We start from the raw sequence: 24,891 nt of genomic DNA on the forward strand, positions 1-24,891 counted from the left end.
CCACGCATGGCGTGGATCTACCTGCGGGTGATGGCAGCCATCAGCAGGGCACTCCCAGCCAACACCGCCGCAGCCCACAGATTCGCATGCAGGCCCACGCCATCCAGCAGGCGGCCACCACCCCACGCACCCATTGCGATGCCGATGTTGAATACCGCCACATACAACGCGGTGGCGATCTCCACGGCCTGCGGCACCGCCTTCATCATCCAGCTCATCAGGCCCACCGATACACCGCCATAGGCCAGACCCCACAGCAGCAGCACTGCAATACCTGCGGAGGGCGCATTTCCCACCCACAGGAACAGCAGAGGCGTCAGCAGCAGGCCCGAGGCTATCGCCAGCAGCATGCCCCGTGGATGGCGCGCAGCCAGCGGCCCGGCGATGAAGTTGCCGGCGATGCCAGCCAGGCCGTACCCAAACAGCAGTGCACCTATCCACGACGCATCCACGCCCGATACGGACGTCAGCAGCGGCCGCACGTACGTGAAGGCGATGAAGTGCCCGGACACCAGCAGCCCGGTCAGCCACAGGCCACGCCGCAGGTTGCGCTGGCCAAGCTGCTGCACGAACTGACGCGGCCGCACCGATGTGCTGACCGGCAACGCGGGAACCACCCGCAGATGCAGCAGCATCACCGCCGCACTGAACAACGTCATCGCCGCGAACGCGCTGCGCCAGCCCAATGCATCCCCGATCAGCGCGCCCAACGGAACGCCGAGCACCGAAGCTGCGGCCACGCCGCCGAAGATGATCGAGGTGGCCAGACCGATGCGCTGCGCAGGTACCAGGCGCGCTGCCAGCCCACCGGCAATGGTCCAGATGCCGCCCATGCAGAACCCCACCAGCACACGCGCGGCCAACAGCCAGCCGATGCCAGGTGCCAGCGCCGACGCAAGGTTGGCGACCAGCAGCAGGCCCAACAGCACACACAGGATGCGGCGACGATCGATGCCACCGGCTGCGATCACCGCAAGCGGGGCGAACACTGCCGCCAGCAGGGCGGGCAGTGAGATCATCAGACCGGCGGTGCCGGTGGACGCGCCGAGATCTTCGGCGATGGGAGTCAGCAGGCCGACCGGCAGCATTTCGGTGGTGACCACCGAGAACGTGGCGAGGCCGACGGCGGAGACCGCCCACCACGGATGGCGGGGCACAGACGCGGCATGCGCAGGCGATGAAGCGCTCACGGAATGATTCCTTCAGGAGATGTGGACGCGGCAGACGGGCGCAGCGCACGTTGCACGAGCAAGGCGAACAGCAGCACGCCACCGCCTGCCGCCAGCGCAACCACAAAACCACTGCGCACGCCCGCCGCATCGACGCTCTGTCCGGACAGCGCCGCGCCCAGCGCCACGCCGATGTTGAGGCCGGCCAGCAGCCACGTCATGCCTTCGGTCAGGCGTGCTTCGGGCACGCGTTGTTCAACCAGCGACATCGCCACGATCATCGTCGGCGCGAAGAACACCCCGGCCAGCAGTACCGCAGCGGCCAGTGCCGGCAGACTGCCGACCCACAGCAGCGGCAACGTGGTCAATGCGGTGGCCGCTGCTCCGGCCAGCAACAGGCGCGGCAGCGGCATCGGCAGCTTCAGGGCACCAAACAGCAGCCCCGCCGCGCAGCTGCCCAGCGCGTAGGCCGACAGCACCCAGCTGGCAGCTAGTGGCTGTCCGCGCAGCTCGGCCAATGCCACGCTGGTGATGTCGACGGTGCCGACGATCACGCCCATCGCCAGCATCAGCAACGCCAGCAGGCGGATCTCCGGTTGCCGCAGCAGCGAGTGCGAGGATGTTGCACCTTCGTAGTGCTGTATCGGCGGCTCGGTGCCCCGCTGCAGCACCAGTGCGGCGACGCCGGCCACCAGCAGCAGGGCGGCCGCCAGTACGCCAGCCTGTGGCCATACCGCCACCGACAATCCGACGGACAACGGTGGCCCGGCGATGAAGGTCACCTCGTCGAACACGGTCTCCAGCGAATACGCGGTCTGCAGCTGTGGTCGTCCGCGATGGGTCGCGGTCCAGCGCGCTCGCACCATCGCCGACACGCTGGGCATGCAGCCGGCCAGCATCGCCGCAACGAACAGCGTCCAGTCCGGCGCGGCCAGCAGCGTGCACGCGAGCAGCAACAGCAGACCGGCCGCACTGGCCGCAGTGGCCCATGGCAGTACCCTGCCCTGCCCGCGCCGGTCGACCCAGCGCGACACCTGCGGCGACAGCAACGCATAGGTCAGCACGAAGGTGGCCGACACCGCACCGGCCAGTGCATAGCTGCCGCGCAGCTGGGACAGCAAGGTGATGATGCCGATACCGGTCATCGGCAGCGGCAGGCGTGCCAGCAGCCCGGCCAGGGCGAGGCCGGCGGTGCCGGGGGTCGCGAACAGGTCGCGATAGGGGGTGGCCATCAGGTTCTCCAAGGCAGCGACTTGCCTGGCGCACAGGGCGCCATGACAATACATACGGGGCGTATGAATAAGAGGCTACATTCATACGCGCCGTATGTAAATAATCATGCACTGCGTATGTAAGGAGCTCTGAATGGTTCGCCGCACCCGCGCCGAGATGGAAGAAACCCGCGCCACCCTCCTGGCCACCGCCCGCCGGGTGTTCAGCGAGCATGGCTATGCCGCCACCTCGATGGACGACCTGACCGCCCAGGCCGGGCTGACCCGCGGCGCGCTGTACCACCACTTCGGCGACAAGAAGGGTCTGCTGGCGGCTGTCGTCGCCCAGCTCGATGCCGAGACCGACCAGCGCCTGCAGGCGATCAGTGATGCCGCCGACGATGCCTGGGAGGGCTTCGTGCAGCGTTGCCGCGCGTACCTGGAGATGGCGCTGGAACCGGAGATCCAGCGCATCGTGCTGCGCGACGCGCGCGCGGTGCTCGGTGGCGCCTCACCGGAATCGCAGCGCCACTGCGTGCATTCGATGCAGCACCTGATCGAACATCTGGTTGCCCAGGGCGTGGTGGCGCCGGTGAATGCGCAGGCGCTGGCGTCGCTGATCTATGGCAGCCTGGCCGAGGCCGCGTTCTGGATCGCCGAGGGCGAGGATGGCGACGTGCGCCTGCGGCAGGCGACGGCGGCGCTGGAGATGCTGTTGCGCGGGTTGAAGTCGGCGGGGTAAGGCCCATCCACGCATGGTGTGGATCTACTGCGGCTCCTGCGGCACCGCGCGCAACGCGTGCCAACCAAGGTTGGCACCTACCGGGGAACGGTGGGCCACTCGCGCAGCACCGACACCGGCACGCCCATGCGCGCACAGGCGCGGCTGGCCAGGCCATCGGGCAACGCACGGCGGAACAGCGGCGCCATGCCCTGCACCAGTGTCGCCGACGCGGCGGCCTGCGCGCGCTGACGGCCACTGCGTTCAAGCATGCCTTCGGCCCAGTCCGGCAGCAGTGCCGCGCCTGCACCCAGGAACACTTCGCGCGACAGCCCCGGCACCGGTACCGGCAGGCGCACGCCGGACAGCACCTCCAGCACCTCGCGCGAGCGCTCGTCGACGCGCAGCTCCGGCTGCCGCGCACAGAAGTACGCCGCCACTTCCGCTTCGCTGCGCGGCACGTCCACCGCACCCAGTGCCTCGGCCACGCAGCGGTACTCATCGTAGTAACGGTCGGCGATGTGTGCCGGCACCTCCCGTCCATACCGGCGGAAGCCCTGAAGGAACCCGAACGCCTCGGTCACATGCACCCAGGTCAGCAGTTGCGGATCGTCGGCGGCGTAGGGTTCGCCCTGTGCGGTCTGGCCGCGGATCCGTGCATGGATGCGGCGCACCTTGGCCACCAGCGCCTCCACCTCGCCGGTGGGCGCATAGCTGGTACCGGCAACGAACGCGGTGGTGCGACGCAGGCGACCCACCAGGTCCTGGCGGAAATTGGAGTGATCGTAGACCCCGGCCAGCGCGTGCGGATGCAGGGTCTGCAGCATCAGCGCGCACAGGCCACCGGCCAGCATCGAGGGGAACTCGGCGTGCAGGCGCCAGGTCACGCTGTCGGGTCCAAACCAACCCGGGTCACCCAGCGGCTGGTCGTAATCGATGCCGCTCTGGCCACGGGGGAAGGCCTCCAGCACCCAGCGCCGGATCGGCGCGGTGACGGGGCGGGAGAGTCGCTGCAGCAGAGCCGGCATCACAGGTCCAAGAAAGACGGAAGAACAGTCGCATCTTGCGCGGTTGGCTCCGATTCTCGGCGATCACGACCGCGGCCGCGAGTCTCCGCGCTCAGCCACGGTTCCATGTGCAGCCGCAGCACGTTTCACCCTGCGACATCCTGTCGCAGGCTGCGACCGCGATGCTGCGATGCAACAACATTCACCGATTCAGGGGAAGCCCTTGCGCAGCTTGGCATTGCGCCCATTGCACGGCTCGCTGGAAGTGCTAGAACTGGAACCGCCACACCGTCCAATGCTGATCGACGCACGTTCCACAAGGAGCCAGCCATGATTGCTTTGTTCAAGGGTTTGGGAATTCTGCTTCGCGACAACGAGCTCTACAGCAGCCCGTTCGATAAACAGGTCGCGCATTGGCGCAATCTCAGCGAGCAGCAGATCCGCGATGAAGTCGCGGTGCTGGCCCAGGCCAAGTGCCAATGGCTGATCGCCTCGATCGTCGGCTGGCAGGCAGCCTCGCTGCTGATTCTTGGCCTGATCGCCAACTACCTCTGGCGCGACGACTTCCATATCACGTTCACCCGCGTGGTAGTCGTGTTCGGCTCGTGGGTCTCGATCCTGTTCGTGATCTGGTTCATGGCCAACATGTTCGATCAGCAGGCCGGTTTCGAGCGCTGGATGAAGGCGTTCAACAGTCGCGCACGCATCAGCTCCAAGGCCGACAGCGTCGAGCACGTGGCCGAGGCACTGGACCTGGCCGAGCATTACCCGGAAGTGCTCGATTACAAGCAGGCGGTCACCGCCAAGCGCGAGCTGCGCCACGAGGACATCCGCATCATGACCGAGATCGGGCGCATGAAGCAGCACTCCGAACTGGTCGGCCGCCTCAACCACGTGGGCGAGAACGAGCACCACCACGACCTGACACTACAGCCTGCCTACTGACCCTTCAGGGAAGCGGGGGGAGCCACAATGCCACCGTGATCACTCACGGTGGCATTGTTCTTTCCGATCCTCGCTGACGCACTGGGCGAAGCCCTTCGGCAGGCCCCTGAACTCCCGGGTCGTGCCGGCCGCCAACGCGAACGACCGTATCGGCGCTTTCGCACAGGCGGCATCAGGACGACAGGCCGGGTCCAGCACCAGGTAATGGCACTGGCCGCTGCGGCTGGCCATGCACTCGAAACGCGCCACGCCGTCCACTACCGTGCGCTTGCTGTACAGCGTGTCCACGCTATTGGCAGTGGTGCGGGTGATCGCGGTTTCAGTGGACTTCCGGCAACCGGCAAGCGCCAATGCGGCGAGGCCGACAAGCAGGAAAAAACGCATGCAATGCTCCTGGCGGCGGAGACTGCGGCGCGGCTACATGCCGCGGAACAGGCTCATGAACGGTTGGCTGACCACCAGCGTCTCCGTGCGCCCGCGCAGGCGCAGCACGCCGCGCCCGGTGTCGTCGCGGCTCACCGCTGCCACCGCCTTCATGTTGACGATGGTGGAGCGGTGGATCTGGCGGAAGTGCTGCGGGTCGAGCACTTCAAGCAGTTCACGTAACGGTGTGCGCAGCAGGCTTTCGCCGGCAGCGGTGACCACGGTGGTGTACTTGTTGTCGGCGCGGAAGTAGGCCACATCTTCCAGCATGATCAGCTGCGTCTCGCGGCCGTTGCTGGCGGTGATCCAGGCCAGTGGCGGGCGCTCCGCTGCGCCCTGCGACGGGCCCAGCCGCTGCAGCAGGCGCTCCAGCACGGCATCGTCCTGTCGCGTCGATGGCAGCCGCGACAGGATGCGCTCGCGGGTGGCCAGCAGGCGCTCATCACTGACCGGCTTCAACAGGTAGTCCATCGCGCCCTGCTCGAACGCATCGATGGCGTACTGGTCGTAGGCGGTGACGAATACCACCTGGGTGCGCGGGCTCAGCTCGGACAGCGAGCGCGCGACCTCGATGCCGCTGATGCCGGGCATGCGGATGTCGAGGAACGCGATGTCCGGCCGCGTCTCGGCCAGCTGCTCCAGCGCGCTGGCACCGTCCTCGCACTCGGCCACCAGCTTCAGCTCCGGCCACAGCCGGCCCAGCTGTTCCACCAGTGACTGCCGCAGCAGTTCTTCGTCTTCGGCGATCAGGGCTTCAAGCGGCATGGCTGCGCTCCTTGTGCGACTGCGGCAGGGTCATGGTCGCGGCCACGCCGCTGGGGAAGTTGGCAACGATCGCCACGCCGGCCTGCTCGCCGCAGGTCAGGCGCAGGCGCTCGCGCAGATTCTTCAGGCCGATGCCGGTACCGCTGGTGCCCTGGCCGAAGCCAAGCCCATCGTCGGCCACGGTCACGGTCACGTGGTCATCGAAGCCGCGCGCCAGTATCCAGATCGTGCCACCGCCGGGCTTGGGTTCCAGGCCGTGCTTGATCGCGTTCTCCACCAGCGTCTGCAGTGCCATCGCCGGCAGGTGCACGCCGTGCAGTTCGTTCGGTACCTGCATTTCCACCGCCAGCCGTGCGCCCATGCGGATGCGCAGGATTTCCAGGTACGCGCGGGTGCGGTCCAACTCCACGCCCAGCGTGGATACCGATTCGTCCACCTGCGGCAACGAGCTGCGCAGGTATTGAATGAGGTGGCCGAGCATCTGTTCGGCACGCGCCGGATCGGTGCGGGTCAGTACCTGCGCGTTGGCCAGCGTGTTGTAGAGGAAGTGCGGTTCCACCTGCGCATGCAACAGGTTCAAGCGTGCCACCGACAGTTCCTTTTCCACCTGGGTCTGTTCGGCCGCAGCCTGTTCGTCGCGGCGCTGGTCGGCGACGCGGCGGCTGATCGCACGGGTGACTGCTTCGGCGTTCTCGAAGTTGCTGCCCTCGTCGAGCGCCAGCAGGTCGGCCCACCAGCCGGCATCGGGTTCGAACAGCAGGGTCACGGTGCTGGTGCCCTGCCCCGGCGTGACCGTGGCCAGCACGCTGTTGCGCTTGATGGCCAGCCGCGCCGGCAGGTTCCAGCGCGAGGGCTGGCGGCCGTTCCAGAGGTCGACCCGGCGCACATAGGCGCGCACCTGCAGGCTGCCGGCCGAGCTTTCCACGTCTTCGACGCGCGGTAGTTCGGAAATCGCCGCCTCCACCACCGAGAAGGCGTGGCCGGCGTCCATCGGCAGTTCGATCTGGCGGCGCTGGCGGCCGGACAGGGTGGTGGCATCCAGGCGACCGGCCACCAGCCAGACCCGGCGGATGTGGGTGATGGCACTGCCCAGCGCGGAAATGATCAGGAACATCGCCAGCAGCCCGAAGATCCAGCCCGGGCCATCGTTCATGCCGCTGAAGATGCCGCTCCAGACCATGCCGGCGACAACCAGCGCGGCAGCCCAGGCCAGCAGGTGGCGGATCAGGAGAGAGAGGCTGGCGAACACGGCGGCGCCTTGAGGAAGGGGGTGAGCCGAGCATAGGGCGGCCCGCCGGGCAAGCAAGCAGGCTGCGACGAAGGCCGGGAAAGTTGGGATGGAAGCCGTTATGGAAACGCCAGGCACGGCCCGGCGTTTCCGGGGGCGGCAATGCCGGCCAGCGGCCGGCACTACCGGACGCCGTTACTTGCGCTGGTCGGCGCTGGCGTCACGCACGGCGCGGAACGCCTCGTCCTTGCTCCAGTTCGGCCAATCGCGGGAATTGGCCAGCTGGTTGCCCAGCGTGTACAGCACTTCCAGGTCGCGCGCGGCACCGGCAAACACCCAGTCCGGCTGCCACTCGTCGCCCTGCTGGTGATAGCGCTTGGCGGTGTAGTCCTCGGAGGCCTTCTTGCCTGCGGCCACGCCACCGTCCACCCAGTCCTGGCCGGCCGACCAGGACAGCGCCGGCACGCCACGCTTGGCGAACGGGAAGTGGTCGGAGCGGAAGAACAGGCCCGCTTCCGGCTTCGGGTCCGGCGTGTAGCGGATGTCCCAGCCCTTGGCCACGTCCTTCAGCTGGTCCAGCAGCTCGAAGCGCGCGGCACCGTAGATGCCGAAGTCACGCGACGGGCCGAACGGCGCCATGCCGTCCATGTTGATCACGGCCACGGTCTTTTCCAGCGGATACAGCGGATGGGTGGCGTAGTACTCAGAACCCAGCAGGCCCTTTTCCTCGGCGGTGACCGCCAGGAACAGCAGCGAGCGCTGCGGGCGCTTCTCCTTGGCGAAGCCACGGGCCAGCTCGACCAGCGAGGCGGTGCCGCTGGCGTTGTCCAGCGCGCCGTTGAAGATGCGGTCACCGCGCGCGTCCGGCTCGCCCACGCCGATGTGGTCCCAGTGCGCGCTGTAGATGATGGTCTCGTCCGGATGGCGGCTGCCTTCCAGGCGCGCGGCCACGTTGTGAGAGGTGATCACTTCGGTCTTCACCGCGTACTTCGCGTCCAGGCTGGCGCCGGTCAGCGGCACCGGGGTGAAGTCGCGCTGCTGCGCCTTCTTCTTCAGTGCCTCGAAATCCTGCCCGGCCGAGCGGAACAGCTCCACGGCAAGGTCGCGCTGGATCCAGCCTTCCAGCAGCGGGTGGCTTTCTGCCGGGTTGTCACGCACCACGTCGAACATGGTGTTGGTGTTGGAGCCGGCCACGGTGGCCCAGCCATACGACGCCGGTGCGGTCTCGTGCACGATCAGCACGCCCAGCGCACCCTGACGGGCGCCTTCCTCGTACTTGTAGGTCCAACGGCCGTAATAGGTCATGCCCTTGCCGTCGAAATCACCTTGGCCGGTTTCGAAGTCCGGGTCGTTGATCAGCACCACGGCGATCTTGCCCTTCAGGTCCACGCCCTTGAAGTCGTCCCAGTTGCGCTCCGGTGCCTTCACGCCGTAGCCGAGAAACACCAGCGGGGCCTTGCTGATGTCGACGCTGCTGGCGCCGTTCATGGCGGCGCGCACGGCGATCTGCTTGCCCTGCTCCAGCGGCAGGGTCTTGCCGCCCTGGTGCAGCGCCAGCTGCGGTGCGCCGACGATGTCGCCCTTGCGCAGCGGCACGGCCTGGGTCCACAGGCGCTTGCCGTCCTTGAGGTCGCCGCCCGGCTGCAGGCCGGCGTCGGCAAACTGCCTGCTGAGGTAGGCGATGGTCTTTTCTTCGCCGGCGGTGGCCGGCGAGCGGCCTTCGTAGGCGTCGGAGGCCAGTTCCTTGACGTCGGCGGAGATCCGCGCGCCATCGAATTTCGGGGTGGCCGCCATCAGTGCGCTCGACACCGACAGGGCCAGCACGCCCAGTACCACTCGTTTCATTGCTCTCTCCAGCAGGGAAATCCTTCTGGAGTGTAATGGGATTCGCCAGGGCTGCGCCCTGCACCTGCCGAAACAACGGCAACAGCCGAAGCAACAGCAAAAGCTGGTTTCCTGAGGGTAGGCGGGGTCCCACTGCTGTTGGTGGGTGTCGACCTGGGTCGACACGCACGGAAACACGAAGGGGTCAGATCCTTTTCCCGCCGGAAAAGGGCTCTGACCCCATCGGTGTGTTGCTTGGGCGTGTTACCAGTTCGGGTCTTCGGCCGGGGCGGCAGCGGGCTTGGGCTTCGGCTTGGCCGCCGGGCGTGCGGCGGCGGCGGGAGCGGCCGAGGCAGTCGCACCTGCGGCGGCGGCCGGCTTGCTGCCCAGCTTCTGGCGCAGTTCGATCTGGCCCGGGCGGAAACCGCCGCGCATCGCGTCGACGCCGTCTTCGATGGTGCCGTACGAGGTCTGTGCGGCCACGCGGTCGATGCGGATGGTGCAGCACGGGTGTTCACTGCGGCCCAGCGAGCGGCCGGTCTGCGGGTCCTTCAGTTCCTCGCCCAGGCGCACGGCCTGCCAGCGCTGGCCGGCCTGCAGGGTTTCGCCACCCTGGCTCAGCACCACCTGGTCACCGTCCACAGAAACCACCGACACCGGGAACAGCGTGGTGACGATGGTGGTACCGATCTGGCCCGACAGCGATTCCATCATCGCCGCGGCCATGTTGCGGCCGTTGACCACGCGGGGCAGGGTGCTCGGGCCGGTCGAGGCCAGCTGGTGGTCGAAGCTGTCGGACATCACCACCTGGCCGGTGGTGGCGTTGATCAGGCGCAGGGTGATGCGGCCGCCACCGGAGTACGAGGTCACCTGGCGGTCGGACATGCGCAGGTTGCGTACGCTGCGCGGGTACTCGAAGCGTTCGATGGTCGGGATCAGGATCAGGTCGGTCGCCAGCTGCTGGCCGACGCGTGCGGTGTCCTGCAGGCGTACGTTGCCGCTGTTGATATGGTCGATCTCGGCCTGCAGTTCGTCGCCGAACTCGCGATCCAGCACGATGAAGCGCTGGGTCTGGGTCAGCGTGTCGGACAGGCGCGCGCGGATCGCGTCGGCCACTTCATCGGCACTCACGCGGCCATCGCCCACGGCATAGCTGCCGGCCTTGGTGCGCGGCAGCGCGACCACGATCTTCGGCTTGCCCTGCTCGTCCGGTGCACGGTACTGGGCAATCTGTGCACGCACGCGCACCTTCCAGTAGCTGCGCATGCTGCGGTGGGTCACGTCCGAATCGAACGAGCTTGCGCCACGCTTGGCATCGACGCTGACCTTCTCGTCGTAGCTCTCCTTGACGCTGGCCGAGGCTCCGCCGCCCTTGGCCGTGGCCTCGCCGGACGCGCTGGCAGAGGCCGAACCCTTGAAGCTCCAGCCTTCGTCGCTGGCGCGCACGCGCGCGATGGTTTCTTCATCCAGCTGCCGCACTTCGTCCTGCGACAGGATTTCATAGCCCAGCACCGCGCCCTGCGAGCCGGCGATCATCTGCTGGGTGAACGCGTCGGCGCGGATATCGCCGACGTGTTCGTCATCCACATCCACATGCAGGCCTGCACGCAGGCTCTGCATCTGGCTGGCCACGCGTACGCCGTTGACCTGCGCCACCGCCGACTGCAACGCCGCCAGCACCGCCAGTTCCGGGGTGCTGCCGATGCCGTCGGCCTCGCGCGCGACCTGGGTGGTGCCGCCGAAATCCGGCGTGCCACGCAGGGGCGCTGCTTCCACTGGCGCATTGCTGGCCAGTGCACTGGTTGCCTTGTCCTTGGCAGGTGCGGGCGCTTCGGCCGGGGTGTCCTGCTTGCCACAGGCTGCAAGCAGCGCGGCAGCCAGGCCCAGGCCGATCAAACGGGAGGTCGTACGCATGGGGATTCGCCTCGGATCAGTTCATCTTGTCCAGCTGGCCCAGCATCGAGTCGGCGTTGGACGGCACCTTGACCTTGCTCTTCTTGGCGAAGGTCACAGCCGACTTGGTCGAACCGTACAGGCCCTGGATGAAGCCCGGCGATTCCTTGGCCACCCATGCACCAGCGGCCAGCTTGCGGCCGACGGTAGCCATCTGGGTGGCGCCCAGGTTCTTCATGCCGGCGGTGAAGTTGCTGGCTTCGCCACCCAGCTTCTGCGCTTCGGCGGCCGACGCCAGCAGCGAGACCAGGCCTTCGGCGTAGTGCTGCTTGGATTCAGCGTTCAGCTCCGGCTGCGCGGCCTGGCGCTCGTCGATCGCGGCCTGGGCGGCTTCGCTGACCGACACCGACTTCTTCATCGCATCGACGCTGACCGAACCCGACGACAGCGCCTGGCGCTCGGCTTCCAGCAGCTGCACCTGCTCGGCCAGGCCGAAGGCACGGGCGAACGAGGTCTGGGCCTGCAGCGAGTGCGACTGCGAGCTGACGAAACGACGCACCAGCGCTTCCTGCGCGGCTTCGTCCGGGGCAGCGGCGCTGGAGGTGCTGCTGGAGGAGCCGGTGGAGCCACCAGCCAGGTCCTTCAGCTTGCCCAGGCCGGCATGGGCCGGCATCGACAGGGTGGCGGCCGCGATGGCCAGGGCAAGAGCGGTATTGCGGATCATGTGAGAGTCCTTTGGGAGAAACGGCCGCGTGCGGCACGTGGGGAATCGGTAACCCAGGGGCGATGCCGAGCGAGCTCGGCACCCACCGGGGCGGCGGATCAGCGGACCGCCTTGACGTTCAGTTCGTTGATCATCTGCTGGGCGGCCTTTTCGGCAGCCAGCTGCAGGGCATTGGTACGGGCCACGGTTTCATTCGGGCCGGTGCCGGAGAACTGCACCGGGCCGACCGACGACACGGTGCGCGGGAAACGACCGGTCACGTCCAGCACCTTGCCGGTGACAGTGACGAACACGCGGGTGTTGCCGCTGGCCGGATCGCGGTCACGCATGCCGACGTCGAGGGTGCCGACGGCGATGTACGGGATGTTGGCCGCACGGATGCCATTGGCGGTGTCGCGCAGGGTGGCCGGGGCCAGGTCGTTGCCGGTGCTGAAGTCCTTGCGGATGCGCTCGATGCTGAGCAGGCCGCGCGACTCGCCTTCCACGTACTCGGCTTCAACCACCTCGTAGCCGGCGGCGCTGAAGGCACCGGTCATCGCGGTGTTGACTTCGGCGGCGTTGGCCACCTTCCAGGTGATGTTGTCGGCGCGCGCGGTGGTGCTGCCGCCGCTGGTGACCGACACCGAACCGTTCTGGTTGATGCTGCCGTTGGTGCTGACCGAGTTGCCGCGGAAGCTGTCGCCTTCACGGGTGTTCTCGCTGTAGCTGCTGCTGGCGTCGACGCGGCGGTACTCCTTGTCCTGGAACGACTGCACGGTGTCCTGCGAGCGCGCCATGAACAGGAAGGTCAGCAGCGAGCGCTGCGCAGCGGTGGCGCCGGCCACGGCCGAACCCGCATCCAGCTTGGTCTGCAGCAGGGTAGTGTTGATCTCGGCGCGGACGGTGACGCTGTAGGTCTTGGCCTTCTTGTCTTCGGTGTCCGACAGCTGCACGGCGCTGAGCACGTAGCGGTCGATCTCGCCGATGAACTCGGCGCGGCGCGCCTCGAACAGGCGCAGCTTGGCCGCACCGGTTTCGGCGATGTACGCCTCCAGGGCATTGACCTTGGCCTTGTTCAGGGCCTGGGCACGGGTATCGGCGCTCAGGCGCAGGCCGTAGCTGGCCGAGCCGGTACCGCGCGAACTCGCGGTCTGCGCAGCGACCGGCGAGGCCACCGCCAGCGCGATGAGGATGAGCAGGATGGTACGCATCAACGACATGACTTGATCAACTCCTGGAGGGCTTGGGTCTGCTGCTGCAACGGGCGGCCGCCCGGCTTCTGTTCGTCCAGCCAGGCGCGCGAATCGGCACGCTTGGCGGCGGCGCCGGCGAAGGCGTCGAAGCCGGCCAGCAGGGTTTCGTAGCTGGCCGACCACTGGTCGACCTGCCACTGCGTGACCGGCACCACCTTGGTGGCCCCCTTGCGCAGCGGCTGTTCGAAATAGACCTTGCCCGAGAACGGCTCGCTCACCTTGGCGGTGAAGAAGGCGCCGAACAGCATCGTCTTCATCGCCGGGGTTTCCTCGATCACGCCGTTCTTCAGTGCATCGACCTGCAGCTGGATGACGTAGTCGGGTTCGGGAATCTTCAGCTGGTAGACCTTGCCGTCGGCAAAGCGGGCGGCCATCGCACCGCCGATCGCCTGGCCCGAGGCCGGCGGCAGCAGGCCAACGCCAGTGTTGGATGACAGCGTCTTGGACAGTTCGTGCGCAAGCGTGGCACGCAGCGGTGCTTCCCACTTCGGATCGGGCAGCTTGGCGCGTGCCGCGTCGGACAGGGTCACCCCGCCCACCTGCAGGCGACGCACGGCGGCATCGGGCAACCGGGCCTGCGCCAGGCTGGCCGCCAGTACCTGCGACAGGCTGGTATCGGCACCGCCGTACAGCAGATCGGCGACGATCGCGTCGATATCGTCGTTGTCCGGACGGTAGTCCTGCACGTCGATGCGCTGCAGGGTGAGCGGATAGGAGGCGATCACCTGGCGCTCGCGGAAGTCGAAGAACAACGCCTGCAGCGCCACTTCCACCAGCACCTTGTACTGGTCGCCGATCGGTTCGACCGAGACCAGCTCGCGATCCAGCGCAGCGGCCAGCACGGTGGCACTGGTGGTGCCGTCGAGCATCGCCACCGGCTGGTCGATCAGCTCCAGGTGGGCCGGTGCGCGGCGCTTGAGCGACTGTGCCAGCGTCTGGTTCAGCGGGACCAGCCCACGCCGTTCCAGCACCGCGTGCGCATGCGGGGTGGTCGCCTGCACGGCGGCGGCGTCAGCGGTATAGGCAAAACCGGCCCAATAGGCCTGCTGTGATTTGTCCGCAGCCTGCACGGCCATCGGCCATACGGCCACGCACAGGGCACAGGCAAGCAGGCGCGCAAAAGCGCGCGATGCGCTCTTCGTCCTTGAATACATCCAACCGCTCCTCGGTCAATACGCACGGATCGCGGACGCTGATGCGTCCGCTGGGCGCGAAACATAGCCGCTCAGGCGGCCGGCGACAAGTGCTGCCTTTGTCGGCTCAGTCCGTGGGGGGCAGGCCCGCCCGTTGCCGCAGCAGTCCGCGCTCGGCCTGGTTCTGGCTGAGCCGAGCGGCCTGGCCAAAAGCGTCACGTGCGTCCTGCTCACGCCCCAGTGCCTGCAGCAGCTCGCCGCGCACCACCTGCAGCGGCGCATAGTCGCGCAGGCGCGCGTCGACCAGCAGGGGCTGCAGCTGCGCCCACGCGGCGAACGGGCCTTCGCTGCGCAGGATCGCCACCACCCGGTTCAATGCCACCACCGGCGAAGGTTGCACCTGCAGCAGCTGTGCATAGAGCGCGGCGATACGCGGCCAGTCGGTCGCGTCGGCGCGCCGCGCAACCGCATGGCAGGCCGCGATGCGCGCCTGCAGCACATAGGGATCCTGGTCGCCACCGATGGCCAACGCGCGCGCCAGCACCTGCTGCCCGCGGTCGATCTGCAGCCAGTCCCAGCGCGCGCGGTTCTGCTGGTCCAGCAGCACCGGCGCGCCCTGCGCGTCCACCCGTGCCGCTGCGCGCGAGGCCTGCAGTTCCATCAGCGCCAGCAGGCCCAGTACCGGCGGCACCGGCAACCGATGCGCCAGGATGCGGGCCAGCCGCAGCGCTTCCTCGCACAGCGCCGGGCGCATCCAGTCATCACCGGCGCTGGCGGCGTAGCCTTCGTTGAACACCAGATAGATCGCTTCCAGCACCGAGGCCAGGCGCTCCGGCATCGCGTCGGCGCGTGGCACTTCATAGGGCACCTGCTTCTGCGCCAGCGTGCGCTTGGCGCGCACGATGCGCTGGGCGATGGTCGGCTCCGGCTGCAGGAACGCACGCGCGATCTCGACGGTGGTCAGGCCACCGAGCAGGCGCAGGGTCAGTGCCACCCGCGCATCGGCCGGCAGCACGGGATGGCAGGCCACGAACATCAGCCGCAGCAGGTCATCGCCCAGGTCGTCCTCCAGTGCCTGGCTGTCATCCGGCGCCGGCAGTGCCGCCGGATGCAGTTCCTCGCCCCACTGCGCATGCTGCTGCGCCACCCGCTGGTGCTGGCGCAGCACATCGATGGCACGGTTGCGCGCGGTGGTCATCAGCCAGGCTCCGGGGTTGTCCGGGATACCCTGCTCCGGCCAACGCTCCAGCGCGGCCAGCCAGGTGTCCTGGGCCAGCTCCTCGGCACGGCCGACATCGCCACCGAGCAGCCGCGCCAGGCGCGCAATCAGCACTGGCGACTCCATCCGCCAGAGGGTTTCCAGACGCTGCGTCAGTGCGGGCTCGAGCATGCGCCGATCACAGCACGCACGCCCGGCCCGCACAAGCGCCGCAGCTCACGCTTCAACAATCGGCTTGAAGCCACCCCAGAACATGCGCCGGGTATCGAACGGCATGTCCTTCGGACCCAGCGACGCCAGCCGCGGGTCGGCCATCACCTTTGCGTTGATGCGGTCGCGTGCCGCGCGCGAGCGGAACACCACGAAGGCGACGATCACCGTCTCGCCCGGTTTCGCCTTGACCGCGCGCGGGAACGAGGTGCTCTTGCCCGGCTCCACATCGTCGGCCACGCATTCCATGTACTGCAGCGCGCCATGGTCCTTCCACACCGCACCGGCCTTGCGGGCAAGGCGACGGTAGGCCGCCACCTTGTCCTGCGGGCACGGCAGCACGTAAGCGTCCACGTAAGCCATGCGGGTTCTCCCTGCGGCGGCCGTCAGCCCGGCTCGCCGTCCATGTGTGCGATTTCCCAGAGATGGCCATCCAGGTCCTGGAAGCCACGCTGGTACATGAAACCGTAGTCGCGCGCGGGCTGCGGTTCACTGGCGCCGGCCGCCAGAGCCTTGTCCACCATCACGTCCACCGCCTTGCGGCTGTCCGCCGACAGGCAGGTGATCACCTCGGTCTGGCTGCGTGCGTCGGCGATTGGCTTGGTGGTGAACTGCTTGAAGAACGGCTGGGTCAGCAGCATCACGAAGATGCTCTCGCTGATCACCATGCAGGCGGCATCGTCATTGGTGAAGGTCGGGTTGAAGCTGTAGCCCAGCGCTGCGAAAAAGGTCTTGGACGCGTTCAGATCCTGCACGGGCAGGTTGACGAAGATCATCTGCGGTTGCGGTGCACTCATCGGTGAAGCTCCTTGTGGATGAAAGAAAGAGAGGAATCAGGGCTGCTTCATGCAGTTGACCATCCACGGCTTGCCATAGCGGTCGACCAGCATGCCCCAGCGGTGCGCCCAGAACGTTTCGGCGATCGGCATCTGCACCTGGCCCCCCTCGGCCAGCGCGGCAAACACGCGTTCGGCTTCTTCGATGCTGTCGACATCGACATTGATGGTGGTCGAGCCACCCTCGCCGCCGCCGGGGCCGTCGGCCGCCATCACGATGGCGTTGCCGATCTCCAGCTGGCTGTGGGCGACGTGGTCCAGGGTTTCCGGCGGCATCTCGTTGCAGCCCGGCGAGCCATCGGAGGGCGGCATGTCGCGGTATTTCATTTCCGAAGTGACCTGGCCACCGAGTGCCTTGGCGTAGAACGCCATCGCCTCGTGGGCCTGGCCGCTGAAGCCGAGGAAGGGAATCAGTCTCATGGCAATACTCCGTGATGTAGTTCAGGGCGGTAGCGCCGGGTCGTGCCCGGCGTGGAGATGAATCGGGTCAACCTTCCAGCTGTGCACGCAGACGCTGTTCCTGCTGCTGTAATTCGGGGGTGAAGGCTTCACCGAAGTCTTCAGCGGAGATCAAGGGACGCAGTTCGAGCGTGCCGCCACTGCCGAACGGTGCGCGGCTGGCCCATTCAACCGCTTCGTCCAGCGACCGCACCTCCCACAGCCAGAAGCCGGCGATCTGTTCACTGGCAGGACCGAACGGACCGGCCTCGACCTGGGGTGCCCCGCCGCCGAAGTGAATGCGACGGCCGCGCTGGGTGGCGTGCAGGCCTTCACCGGCCAGCATGATGCCGGCGGCCACCAGTTGTTCGTTGAAGGCGCCCATTTCGGACAGTTCCTGTTCGCTGGGCATGCGGCCGGCTTCGGAGTCGGCGTTGGCCTTCACGATCACCATCACTTTCATTGCGGTCTCCCGTGGGGACGCGTGGTGCGTGCCCTTCATTGGGTACAACGAACCAGGGGGCTGGGAATCGACACGTCCTCTGAAAATTATTTCTTCCGTGGAAAGCGCGCCTTCGGCGGAGGTCGGCGAACGGCGGAGCCCCTCCGTGGTGGGTTGGGTGGGTCGCTGAAAGCGCGGGTTCATGGGTTTGGCCGGGTGGGTAGGCGGGTCGGGGGACGCCGTAAACCCATCCATGGGGGCTTGGCCGCGGCATCCATGCCGCGGACACCCCCGCCCCGCCTACCCACCCGGCCCTGGACAGTTTCCTGCCTCCGGTACCCACCACGGGAAGATCAAGAGAAAAGGCAACAGCAACGGCGACAGCAACAGCAACAGCAAAAGCAAAGACGGTTGGCTGGCGGGCTCGGCTTTGCGAGCGAAGCGACCCGCTTTTGCTCTTGCTTGTTGATTTCCCGTGGTGGATCGGCCGCCGGAATCTGTCTGGGGCCGGGCGGGTGGGGTTGGCGGGGTATCCGCGCCATGGATGGCGCGGCTAAGCCTCCAGGGACGGATTCACGGCGTCCTCGCCAATCCCACCCGCCCGGCCCACCCTCAGGAAACCCGCTTTCAGCGACCCACCCAAACACACCACGGAGGGGCTCCGCCGTTCGCCGCCCCCGCCGAAGGCGCGCTTCTGCGCTGCAACATGCCCATGCGCCATCCTGCGCCATCATGGGCACCCCGCCCCCGCCAGGACCGTGCCATGCAGCAGTACCTGCTTCTGATCTACATCGAGCCTGCCCTGCTGCAGGCCCTGCCCATCGAAGAATTCAACGCGCTGATGCGCGACTGCCTGGCCCACGCCGACAAGCTGCAGGCCGAAGGCACGCTGCTGGCCGCGCAGAAACTGCAGCCGGTCGACACTGCACAGACCCTGCGCGTGCGTGATGGCAACAGCCGTGTTCTCGATGGCCCGTTCGCCGAAACCCGCGAACTGCTGGCCGGCTTCAACCTGATCGTCGCCCGCGACCGCGACGAAGCCATGCGCATCGCCCGCGACTTCCCGTGGGCGCGCTTCGGCAGCATCGAAGTGCGGCCGCTGGAAGACATGGACGCCGAGCGCGAACGTTGCGGCGCCCCGGCTGCGGCTATGGCAGCAGCCGTACCCTGATCTCGCGCGGGCCGACGCCTTCGTTGCCGCTGTAGTCGCGCACGCTGGCGCGCACGATGTACTCGCCCGGCGGCAGCGCCGCCGGCTGCCAGCGCCCGGTTTCCATCAGGCCGTCGCGCACGGTGTTGGTGGCCAGGTAGCGGAAACGGGTGACCGCGCTGCCATGCACGGTGATGCCGCTGTCCGGTGCGTAGGCCACGCGCACCGCTTCCTTCTGCGGCGGCATGCGGTTGAACACGATGTTCCAGCGCGGCTGTTCGTAGCCCTGCAGCGTTCGGCCACCGGCGTCGAGGATCTGGTAGCCCACCTGGTACATGCCCAGGCGGCGGCGCGGCAGGTTGTTGTCGACCTGGTCCCAGGCCTCGACCACGATCTGCACGCCGCGGCCCTGGCGCGCCACCATCACCACGCCATCGCTGCCGGCGGCCATCGGCTGGTCGTTGTCGTCCAGCAGGGCCACATCGGTGATGCGCGGCGCGAAGTGGTCGGCGTAGCCCTGGAAGCCCAGCGCCACCGCGTTGGTCTCGAAGCCGGCGGTACCCACCGCCAGGTGCACGTGCGCCTGGTTGTTGATGCTGCCCAGGCGGTCACCGACGTGGATGCGCATGCCGCGGCGCACGCGCATCCGCTCCAGCCTGCCCTGCTCGTCGTACAGCGCCTGCCAGCGCACATCGTAGGGTTCGTCGCGCGGGGTGCGGCCGACCCGCATGTGGATGTACTTGAGGCGATCCACGACCAGGCCCTCGGCCTGCTCACCCAGGTTCCAGGCGGCCACCGGGCTGCTGATCTTGCCTTCGGCGATCGCCAGCACGGTCTGGCCCACATCACCGCGCACGTCGAAGCCGCCATGCAGGTGGTGGCGGCTCTCACCGGTGAAGTTGCCGCGCACCTCGCCCAAGGTGCCGACCACTTCGTGCCAGCTGTCCTGCGGTGCCAGCGGCCAACGGCCCCCGGTCTTCGGCAGCGCGGCATCGGCAGCCGGGCCGACCAGTGCCGGTGCCGGCAGGTCGCCCACCGGCAGCGGGCGCAGGCGATGCAGGCGGTAGCTGGCGGCGTCGGCCACCAGCACGCTGCCATCGGCATCCAGCGCCAATCCGCTGGGGCGGGCCAGGCGCGGCAGGCGGCCATTGCCGACCAGCGCGATCTGATGGCCCTGCGGCGTCACCTGCACGATGCGGCCATCGAGATCACCCACGTACAGCACGCCGTCATGGGTGGTGGCCAACGACAGCGGCCCATTGATCACGCCACCGGCGGCGACCACGGTGCTGACCGTACCATCGGCACCCACCCGGCGCACGGCGTTGTTGAACAGGTCGGCCACCAGCAACGCGCCCTGCGCGTCGAAGGCCAGCGCCACCGGCGTATCGAAGCGCGCAGCGGCGCCCACGCCATCGGCAAGGCCCGGCCGATCACCACCGGCCAGGGTGCGCACGCTGCCATCCGTACCGATCACCCGGATGCGATCGTTGAACGTATCGGCCACGTAAACCTGGCCCTGCGCATCCACGGCGATGCCCATCGGCGCATCGAAGCGGGCCTGCGCGGCAGGGCCGTCGGCGTGGCCCTGTTCGCCACCGGCCAGCGTGGTCACCTGGCCATCGGTGCTGATGCGGCGGATCGCATGGTTGCCGGTGTCGGCCACATACAGGTTGCCCTGCGCGTCGGCGGCAATGCCCGAAGGCGTGTTGAAACTGGCCTGCAGTGCAGGGCCATCGACACGTCCCTCGCCCTGCCCGGCCACCGTTTCAACGCGGCCATCGGGAAGGCGGCGACGGATCCGGTTATTGTCGCCGGCATCGGTGAAATAGACGCTGCCATCGGCACTGCGCAGCAACGCGTACGGATCGGCGAAGCGTGCCTGCGCGGACGCGCCATCACGGTCACCCGGGTGGCCATCGCCGGCCAGCGGTTCAATCTGCGCGGTCCACGCCAACGGCGTCGGAGCCGGACCCGCCGGTTCAGCCAGCGTATGCAGCGGTGTCTCCCACCAGGTCGCAGCCAATGCCACTACCGTCGCCAACGCTACGCCTGCCGCCATCCATTGCCACCGTGCCATCGTGCTGCGCTGCCTGCCTGCTGTCTGAAGAGGCACCGACAATAGACGCTGCGCGTGCGATCCGCCACGGCCGATTGTGCGGCTGAACGCCAGAATTCGCTTCGTCGTGCTTGTCCTCGCTGGCTGCAGCAGGTTCAATGCGGTTCCCACGGATGGAGATTCTCCATGCCCCGCGTTCTCCCGCTCACCGCCCTGCTGCTGGCCGCATTGGCCAGCACATCCGCCACTGCTTCGATCACGGTGGCGCCGCAGAAGCCGTCAATCACCGCCGATGCGATGCACCAGGCCTATGCCACGCGCTGGGATGAGGCCATCCAGCAGTCACGCAGTGGCAACACGCTGGGCGCGCTGATCAGCATGGAACGGCTGATGGAGGATCCCCTGCTGGACGACTTCGATGCCGAGCATCGTGGCCGCGCCTCGCAGGTCGCTGGCTGGACCGCACTGATGCAGAAGAAGCCGGCCCTGGCCCGCCGCTACCTGCAGCGGGCGCAGGAGGCCCTGCCGGAGGATGCACAGATCCTGCTTACCCAGGTGTCGGTGGAACTGTCGGACAACCAGCCGGCCGCAGCCACCGCCTTCCTGGTGAAGGCACTGCAGCATGCCGACGCGCCGCTGCCGGTCGATCACCACGCCATCAACTACCTGCAGTACCGCCTGCGTGACCAGCCGATGAAGCGCATGGACCTGCTGCAGGCGCTGTTTGACAACGGCTGGAAAAGTGCCGGCCTGGAACCCACCGGGCTGTGGCTGACGCTGGCCACGCTGCAGGCCGACAATGGCCGTGGCGACGGCATTCCAGCCACGCTGGCCCGCATCGACAGCCCGGCCGAGATCATCCGCCTGCGCAGCGACAAGCGCTTCGACCGTTATGTCGATCGCGGCGATGCGCGTTTCGATCCGGTGCAGGCGGCGCAGCGCCACCTCGATGAACTGCGCGTCTCCGGCCTGCTCGACCGTGCACTGGACGCGCGCATGGCCGAGTTCAGCACCACCCTGCTCATGCTGGACCGCAACGAGGAAGTGCTGTCGTTGACCGAGGGCATGGCCGGTGCCGCGAGCAACGGCGAATCACCTGCCGCCGCCGAAGCGGAATGGGTGGCCTGGCTGCTCAACAGCCGGCTCACCGCACTGCGCCGGCTGGGCCGCACCGATGAGGCACTGGCCACGGCGCAACAGGCCCAACGCATCGGCGCACTCGGCCCGGATGGTGTCGAGCACCAGATGAATGTCGGCTTCGTCTTCAGTTCGCTGGGGCGCATGCAGGACGCTGCGCAGGCAGTGAATGACATGCCGGGCCTCGCCGGCTACGGCAAGGCCGCGCAGGCGCTGCTGCAGTTCGCCGCCGCCCGCGAGCGCGGTGATGCCGAGGCGCGCGACGCAGCACGCGCGGTGATCCTGGCCCAGCGCGAGGATGCCCGCCTGTTCCATCGCGAAATGCTGCTGGAGGAAGGCAACCTGGACGGTGCCGCCGCCGTGCTGATCGAACAGCTGCGCTCGCCCATCGAACGCGGGGAAACCCTGGCCAGCCTGCAGGACATGCGCACGTATCCGTCATTGCCGGGTGATGTGCGCATCGATGCCGCGTGGCGTGCACTCAAGCAGCGTGCCGACGTGCAGGCCGAGGTGGCACGCGTCGGCCGCATCGAGCGCTACGACCTGGTCAGCACCTCCACCTCGCGCTGAGCGGCTTTTGTGTAGAGCCGAGCCGATGCTCGGCTGCAATTGGCGCAGCCGAGCATCGGCTCGGCTCTACAACGCCACGTGCAGGCAGCACCGTCCGCTAGCGCGCCGGCACTTCGGTGCGGATGCCCATCGCTTCGCGGTAGCGTGCGTACAGCGCCATTACCTTGTCCACGTAGGCCAGGGTTTCGGCGTAGGGCGGCACGCCCTTGTAGCGGGTGACCGCACCGATGCCCGCGTTGTAGGCGGCCGCCGCCAACGGGCGGTCGCCGTTGTAGCGGCGCAGCAGCGCGCGCATGTAGCGCGCGCCACCCTCGATCGACTGCTGCGGCGAGAACGGATCGCTCACCCCGTATTCCTGCGCGGTTTCGGGCATCAGCTGCATCACGCCCTGTGCGCCCTTGCTGGATACCGCCAGCGCGTCGAAATTGCTTTCGGCGTGGGCGATGGCACGCAGCCAGGCATCATCGACGCCGGTGGCCCTGGACGCGGCCTTGAACTGCCTGGCGTGCTGCGCCAGCTGCGGCGTGCCGACCTTGCCCAGGCCTTCGTGCGCCGGCTCGCCTGGCGGCGTGGCCACGGTGAACTTCAGGAACACCCGCGAGCCGGGCAGGTTGCGCGTGGAGTAGACCAGCGCCCCGTCCTGTTCGCGCTCGTACAGCACGCCGCTGAACACGCCCATGTTGCCCCACAGGTTCGGGGTCTGGACGGCGTTGTCGTCGATCTCCTTCGGCGTGCACCGCGATCCCGGCTCCGGCGCGGTGGCCAGGCTGACGGTGTTGCCCTGCACGCAGCGGTAGACGGTGCGCGCGGCGGCCAGCCCGGGCCACAGGCTGGGCAGCAGCAACAGCGCGAGCAGGAGGGGGCGAGGGGACATGGCGGCCGGATGATCCGGCCGTGCCCGCTAATGTTGGGTGAATGGGGCCGGCAGGGCGGCGTCCTGCACCCGTGGTAGTGCCGGCCGCTGGCCGGCAACCTCCCGCGACCTGCCGGGGTCGCGACCTGCCGGGGTCAGATCCCGTTGCTGAGCAACGGGATCTGACCCCACTTCGGATCACTTCGCGGTCCTCCGACGCACCCAATAGCCCACGCCCAGCAGCACGAACCACGCCGGGCTGGCGATCAGCGCCTGGCGGGTGTCGCCCTGCAGGCTCAGCAGCACCAGCACGGCGGCGAAGAACACCAGGCAGGCCCAGCACATCGCGACGCCGCCGGGCATCTTGAAGATCGATGCAGCATGGCGCTCCGGATAGCGACGGCGATAGGCCATGTAGGCCACCAGGATCAGCGACCAGACGAAGATGAACAGCACCGTCGCCAGTGTCGTCACCAGGGTGAAGGCGGTCACCAGGTTGGGAATCAGGTAGATCAGCAGCGTGCCGCCCAGCAGGCACAGGCACGAGAACAGCAGGCCACGGGCCGGCACTGCGGCGCGCGACAGTTTCGACAGCCCGCGCGGGGCGTGGCCCTCTTCGGCCAGGCCGTACAGCATGCGGCTGGTGGAGAAGATGCCGCTGTTGGCCGAGGACGTGGCCGAAGTCAGCACCACGAAGTTGATCAGGCTGGCGGCGGCGGGAATGCCGGCCAGCACGAACAGCTGCACGAACGGGCTCTTGTCCGGCACCACCTGGCGCCACGGGGTGACCGCCATGATCGCGATCAGCGCCAGCACGTAGAAGATGATGATGCGCACCGGGATCGAGTTGATCGCCTTGGGCAGGTTGCGCTCGGGGTCGGCGGTTTCGGCGGCGGTGGTGCCGACCAGCTCGATGCCGACGAAGGCGAACACCGCAATCTGGAAGCCGGCGAAGAAGCCGACCAGCCCCATCGGGAACATGCCACCGTCATTCCACAGGTTCGACAGCGACGCGGTGTGGCCGCTGGGTGAGGTGAAGCCCCACGCCACCAGCCCGGCGCCAGTGATGATCAGCGCGCAGATCGCCACGATCTTGATCAGCGCGAACCAGAATTCCATTTCGCCGAACAGCTTCACCGTCACCAGGTTCAATGCCAGCAGCAGCATCACGCAGGCCAGCGCCGGTTTCCAGGCTTCAAGCCCGGGGAACCAGAACTGCGCGTAGGCGGCAATGGCGATCACATCGGCGATGGCGGTGACGATCCAGCAGAACCAGTAGGTCCATCCACAGAAGAACCCGGCCCACGGGCCGAGCAGGTCGGTGGAGAAATCGATGAAGGATTTGTACTGCAGGTTGGACAGCAGCAGTTCGCCCATCGCGCGCATCACGAAGAACAGCATCGCGCCGATGATCAGGTAGACGAAGACGATGGAGGGGCCGGCCAGGCTGATGGTCTTGCCCGATCCCATGAACAGGCCGGTGCCGATGGCACCGCCGATGGCGATCAGTTGCAGGTGGCGGTTGGACAGGCTGCGGCGCAGGTGCTCGGGGGGCGTTGCGGGCTCGGTCATGGGCGCGGGCAAAAGGGGCGGGCGAAGCATTCGACGGTAGTCCTCCGCGGCGCCGAGCGCCAGCGCCAGACGGACCCATTGCGTCAAAGCGGGCCGCTTTCACCACAATGTGACCGAATACCGTATTGAT

23 protein-coding genes are annotated in these 24,891 nt (G+C 67.7%); 4 read left to right on the forward strand and 19 right to left on the reverse strand.

Annotated elements, in window-relative coordinates; all coding sequences use genetic code 11:
• Positions 1–17: 17 nt before the first annotated feature.
• A complete protein-coding gene (locus ACUVWL_RS15100) occupies positions 18–1,190 on the reverse strand; it encodes an MFS transporter (protein ID WP_445978507.1) in 1,173 nt (390 codons plus the stop codon).
• Positions 1,187–2,401 carry an MFS transporter gene (locus ACUVWL_RS15105; protein ID WP_049406328.1) on the reverse strand — a complete coding sequence of 405 codons (1,215 nt, stop codon included), beginning with the start codon at positions 2,399–2,401 and terminating at the stop codon, positions 1,187–1,189. The genes ACUVWL_RS15100 and ACUVWL_RS15105 overlap by 4 nt, the downstream gene beginning before the upstream one ends.
• 133 nt (positions 2,402–2,534) lie before the next feature.
• Here ACUVWL_RS15105 and ACUVWL_RS15110 point away from each other — a divergent pair, with 133 nt between their 5' ends.
• Positions 2,535–3,122, forward strand: a complete 588-nt coding sequence (locus ACUVWL_RS15110) for a TetR/AcrR family transcriptional regulator (RefSeq protein ID WP_014645786.1) — start codon at positions 2,535–2,537, stop codon at positions 3,120–3,122.
• A 77-nt stretch (positions 3,123–3,199) separates the two neighbouring features.
• On the opposite strand, the gene ACUVWL_RS15115 is transcribed toward ACUVWL_RS15110, so the two are convergent.
• A complete protein-coding gene (locus tag ACUVWL_RS15115; protein ID WP_445978508.1) occupies positions 3,200–4,129 on the reverse strand; it encodes an oxygenase MpaB family protein in 930 nt (309 codons plus the stop codon).
• 309 nt (positions 4,130–4,438) lie between these two features.
• On the opposite strand from ACUVWL_RS15115, the gene ACUVWL_RS15120 reads away from it, so the two are divergent.
• Positions 4,439–5,053, forward strand: coding sequence for a hypothetical protein (locus ACUVWL_RS15120; protein WP_014645784.1), 615 nt, complete (start codon positions 4,439–4,441; stop codon positions 5,051–5,053).
• 39 nt (positions 5,054–5,092) lie between these two features.
• Here ACUVWL_RS15120 and ACUVWL_RS15125 read toward each other — a convergent pair whose 3' ends face one another.
• The 13 genes from ACUVWL_RS15125 to ACUVWL_RS15185 all read right to left on the reverse strand — a co-directional run bounded on the left by ACUVWL_RS15125 (position 5,093) and on the right by ACUVWL_RS15185 (position 17,441).
• On the reverse strand, positions 5,093–5,437 hold the full coding sequence (locus tag ACUVWL_RS15125; protein WP_111205904.1) for a hypothetical protein: 345 nt from the start codon (positions 5,435–5,437) through the stop codon (positions 5,093–5,095).
• Positions 5,438–5,470: 33 nt separating this feature from the next.
• The gene (locus tag ACUVWL_RS15130) at positions 5,471–6,241 is read right to left on the reverse strand and encodes a LytR/AlgR family response regulator transcription factor (protein WP_049441363.1); all 771 of its coding nucleotides are present in this window, start codon (positions 6,239–6,241) and stop codon (positions 5,471–5,473) included.
• Entirely contained in the window at positions 6,231–7,490 is a 1,260-nt protein-coding gene (locus ACUVWL_RS15135) for a sensor histidine kinase (RefSeq protein WP_046428597.1), read from the reverse strand. The genes ACUVWL_RS15130 and ACUVWL_RS15135 overlap by 11 nt, the downstream gene beginning before the upstream one ends.
• Positions 7,491–7,664: 174 nt before the next feature.
• The gene (locus ACUVWL_RS15140; protein WP_053495490.1) at positions 7,665–9,314 is read right to left on the reverse strand and encodes a M28 family metallopeptidase; all 1,650 of its coding nucleotides are present in this window, start codon (positions 9,312–9,314) and stop codon (positions 7,665–7,667) included.
• 243 nt (positions 9,315–9,557) lie between these two features.
• Positions 9,558–11,207, reverse strand: coding sequence for a CsgG/HfaB family protein (locus tag ACUVWL_RS15145; protein ID WP_041863036.1), 1,650 nt, complete (start codon positions 11,205–11,207; stop codon positions 9,558–9,560).
• Between the two features lie 16 nt (positions 11,208–11,223).
• Positions 11,224–11,910: a hypothetical protein gene (locus tag ACUVWL_RS15150; protein ID WP_014645778.1), complete on the reverse strand. Its 687-nt coding sequence runs from the start codon at positions 11,908–11,910 to the stop codon at positions 11,224–11,226.
• 98 nt (positions 11,911–12,008) lie between these two features.
• Positions 12,009–13,109, reverse strand: a complete 1,101-nt coding sequence (locus ACUVWL_RS15155; protein ID WP_014645777.1) for a hypothetical protein — start codon at positions 13,107–13,109, stop codon at positions 12,009–12,011.
• On the reverse strand, positions 13,100–14,296 hold the full coding sequence (locus tag ACUVWL_RS15160) for a hypothetical protein (RefSeq protein ID WP_046428593.1): 1,197 nt from the start codon (positions 14,294–14,296) through the stop codon (positions 13,100–13,102). The genes ACUVWL_RS15155 and ACUVWL_RS15160 overlap by 10 nt, the downstream gene beginning before the upstream one ends.
• Positions 14,297–14,402: 106 nt before the next feature.
• Positions 14,403–15,665, reverse strand: coding sequence for an RNA polymerase sigma factor (locus ACUVWL_RS15165; RefSeq protein WP_445978509.1), 1,263 nt, complete (start codon positions 15,663–15,665; stop codon positions 14,403–14,405).
• 45 nt (positions 15,666–15,710) lie between these two features.
• Entirely contained in the window at positions 15,711–16,067 is a 357-nt protein-coding gene (locus ACUVWL_RS15170) for a DUF1428 domain-containing protein (RefSeq protein WP_014645774.1), read from the reverse strand.
• Positions 16,068–16,090: 23 nt separating this feature from the next.
• Entirely contained in the window at positions 16,091–16,501 is a 411-nt protein-coding gene (locus tag ACUVWL_RS15175; RefSeq protein ID WP_014645773.1) for a VOC family protein, read from the reverse strand.
• A gap of 36 nt (positions 16,502–16,537) precedes the next feature.
• Entirely contained in the window at positions 16,538–16,960 is a 423-nt protein-coding gene (locus ACUVWL_RS15180; RefSeq protein ID WP_014645772.1) for a VOC family protein, read from the reverse strand.
• Positions 16,961–17,027: 67 nt separating this feature from the next.
• Positions 17,028–17,441 (reverse strand): YciI family protein, encoded by a 414-nt coding sequence (locus ACUVWL_RS15185; RefSeq protein ID WP_014645771.1) that lies wholly within the window; start codon positions 17,439–17,441, stop codon positions 17,028–17,030.
• 742 nt (positions 17,442–18,183) lie between these two features.
• Between ACUVWL_RS15185 and ACUVWL_RS15190 the strand changes: the two genes are divergently transcribed.
• Positions 18,184–18,591 carry a YciI family protein gene (locus ACUVWL_RS15190; protein ID WP_012479004.1) on the forward strand — a complete coding sequence of 136 codons (408 nt, stop codon included), beginning with the start codon at positions 18,184–18,186 and terminating at the stop codon, positions 18,589–18,591.
• On the opposite strand, the gene ACUVWL_RS15195 is transcribed toward ACUVWL_RS15190, so the two are convergent.
• Entirely contained in the window at positions 18,569–20,650 is a 2,082-nt protein-coding gene (locus ACUVWL_RS15195; protein ID WP_445978510.1) for an NHL repeat-containing protein, read from the reverse strand. The two genes, ACUVWL_RS15190 and ACUVWL_RS15195, sit on opposite strands and share 23 nt — an antisense overlap.
• A 165-nt stretch (positions 20,651–20,815) precedes the next feature.
• Between ACUVWL_RS15195 and ACUVWL_RS15200 the strand changes: the two genes are divergently transcribed.
• Positions 20,816–22,336: a hypothetical protein gene (locus ACUVWL_RS15200; protein ID WP_445978511.1), complete on the forward strand. Its 1,521-nt coding sequence runs from the start codon at positions 20,816–20,818 to the stop codon at positions 22,334–22,336.
• Between the two features lie 97 nt (positions 22,337–22,433).
• Here the strand turns inward: ACUVWL_RS15200 and ACUVWL_RS15205 are convergent, their stop codons facing one another.
• Together ACUVWL_RS15205 and cycA are read right to left on the reverse strand one after the other, a co-directional pair.
• Positions 22,434–23,210 (reverse strand): lytic transglycosylase domain-containing protein, encoded by a 777-nt coding sequence (locus ACUVWL_RS15205; protein WP_111206132.1) that lies wholly within the window; start codon positions 23,208–23,210, stop codon positions 22,434–22,436.
• 177 nt (positions 23,211–23,387) lie between these two features.
• Positions 23,388–24,761, reverse strand: coding sequence for a D-serine/D-alanine/glycine transporter (gene cycA / locus ACUVWL_RS15210; protein ID WP_032962245.1), 1,374 nt, complete (start codon positions 24,759–24,761; stop codon positions 23,388–23,390).
• Positions 24,762–24,891 lie beyond the last annotated feature (130 nt).

This window comes from Stenotrophomonas muris, from assembly GCF_052751275.1.

Excerpts from the sequence above, each read along its gene's own strand:
- ACUVWL_RS15205 (WP_111206132.1), bottom strand. The coding sequence starts at position 23,210 with ATGTCCCCTCGCCCCCTCCTGCTCGCGCTGTTGCTGCTGCCCAGCCTG.
- ACUVWL_RS15110 (WP_014645786.1), top strand. The coding sequence starts at position 2,535 with ATGGTTCGCCGCACCCGCGCCGAGATGGAAGAAACCCGCGCCACCCTC.
- ACUVWL_RS15115 (WP_445978508.1), bottom strand. The coding sequence starts at position 4,129 with ATGCCGGCTCTGCTGCAGCGACTCTCCCGCCCCGTCACCGCGCCGATC.
- ACUVWL_RS15170 (WP_014645774.1), bottom strand. The coding sequence starts at position 16,067 with ATGGCTTACGTGGACGCTTACGTGCTGCCGTGCCCGCAGGACAAGGTG.
- ACUVWL_RS15145 (WP_041863036.1), bottom strand. The coding sequence starts at position 11,207 with ATGCGTACGACCTCCCGTTTGATCGGCCTGGGCCTGGCTGCCGCGCTG.
- ACUVWL_RS15200 (WP_445978511.1), top strand. The coding sequence starts at position 20,816 with ATGCCCCGCGTTCTCCCGCTCACCGCCCTGCTGCTGGCCGCATTGGCC.
- ACUVWL_RS15105 (WP_049406328.1), bottom strand. The coding sequence starts at position 2,401 with ATGGCCACCCCCTATCGCGACCTGTTCGCGACCCCCGGCACCGCCGGC.
- ACUVWL_RS15155 (WP_014645777.1), bottom strand. The coding sequence starts at position 13,109 with ATGTCGTTGATGCGTACCATCCTGCTCATCCTCATCGCGCTGGCGGTG.
- ACUVWL_RS15190 (WP_012479004.1), top strand. The coding sequence starts at position 18,184 with ATGCAGCAGTACCTGCTTCTGATCTACATCGAGCCTGCCCTGCTGCAG.
- cycA (WP_032962245.1), bottom strand. The coding sequence starts at position 24,761 with ATGACCGAGCCCGCAACGCCCCCCGAGCACCTGCGCCGCAGCCTGTCC.
- ACUVWL_RS15125 (WP_111205904.1), bottom strand. The coding sequence starts at position 5,437 with ATGCGTTTTTTCCTGCTTGTCGGCCTCGCCGCATTGGCGCTTGCCGGT.
- ACUVWL_RS15150 (WP_014645778.1), bottom strand. The coding sequence starts at position 11,910 with ATGATCCGCAATACCGCTCTTGCCCTGGCCATCGCGGCCGCCACCCTG.
- ACUVWL_RS15120 (WP_014645784.1), top strand. The coding sequence starts at position 4,439 with ATGATTGCTTTGTTCAAGGGTTTGGGAATTCTGCTTCGCGACAACGAG.
- ACUVWL_RS15195 (WP_445978510.1), bottom strand. The coding sequence starts at position 20,650 with ATGGCACGGTGGCAATGGATGGCGGCAGGCGTAGCGTTGGCGACGGTA.
- ACUVWL_RS15180 (WP_014645772.1), bottom strand. The coding sequence starts at position 16,960 with ATGAGACTGATTCCCTTCCTCGGCTTCAGCGGCCAGGCCCACGAGGCG.
- ACUVWL_RS15160 (WP_046428593.1), bottom strand. The coding sequence starts at position 14,296 with ATGTATTCAAGGACGAAGAGCGCATCGCGCGCTTTTGCGCGCCTGCTT.
- ACUVWL_RS15130 (WP_049441363.1), bottom strand. The coding sequence starts at position 6,241 with ATGCCGCTTGAAGCCCTGATCGCCGAAGACGAAGAACTGCTGCGGCAG.
- ACUVWL_RS15140 (WP_053495490.1), bottom strand. The coding sequence starts at position 9,314 with ATGAAACGAGTGGTACTGGGCGTGCTGGCCCTGTCGGTGTCGAGCGCA.
- ACUVWL_RS15175 (WP_014645773.1), bottom strand. The coding sequence starts at position 16,501 with ATGAGTGCACCGCAACCGCAGATGATCTTCGTCAACCTGCCCGTGCAG.
- ACUVWL_RS15165 (WP_445978509.1), bottom strand. The coding sequence starts at position 15,665 with ATGCTCGAGCCCGCACTGACGCAGCGTCTGGAAACCCTCTGGCGGATG.
- ACUVWL_RS15185 (WP_014645771.1), bottom strand. The coding sequence starts at position 17,441 with ATGAAAGTGATGGTGATCGTGAAGGCCAACGCCGACTCCGAAGCCGGC.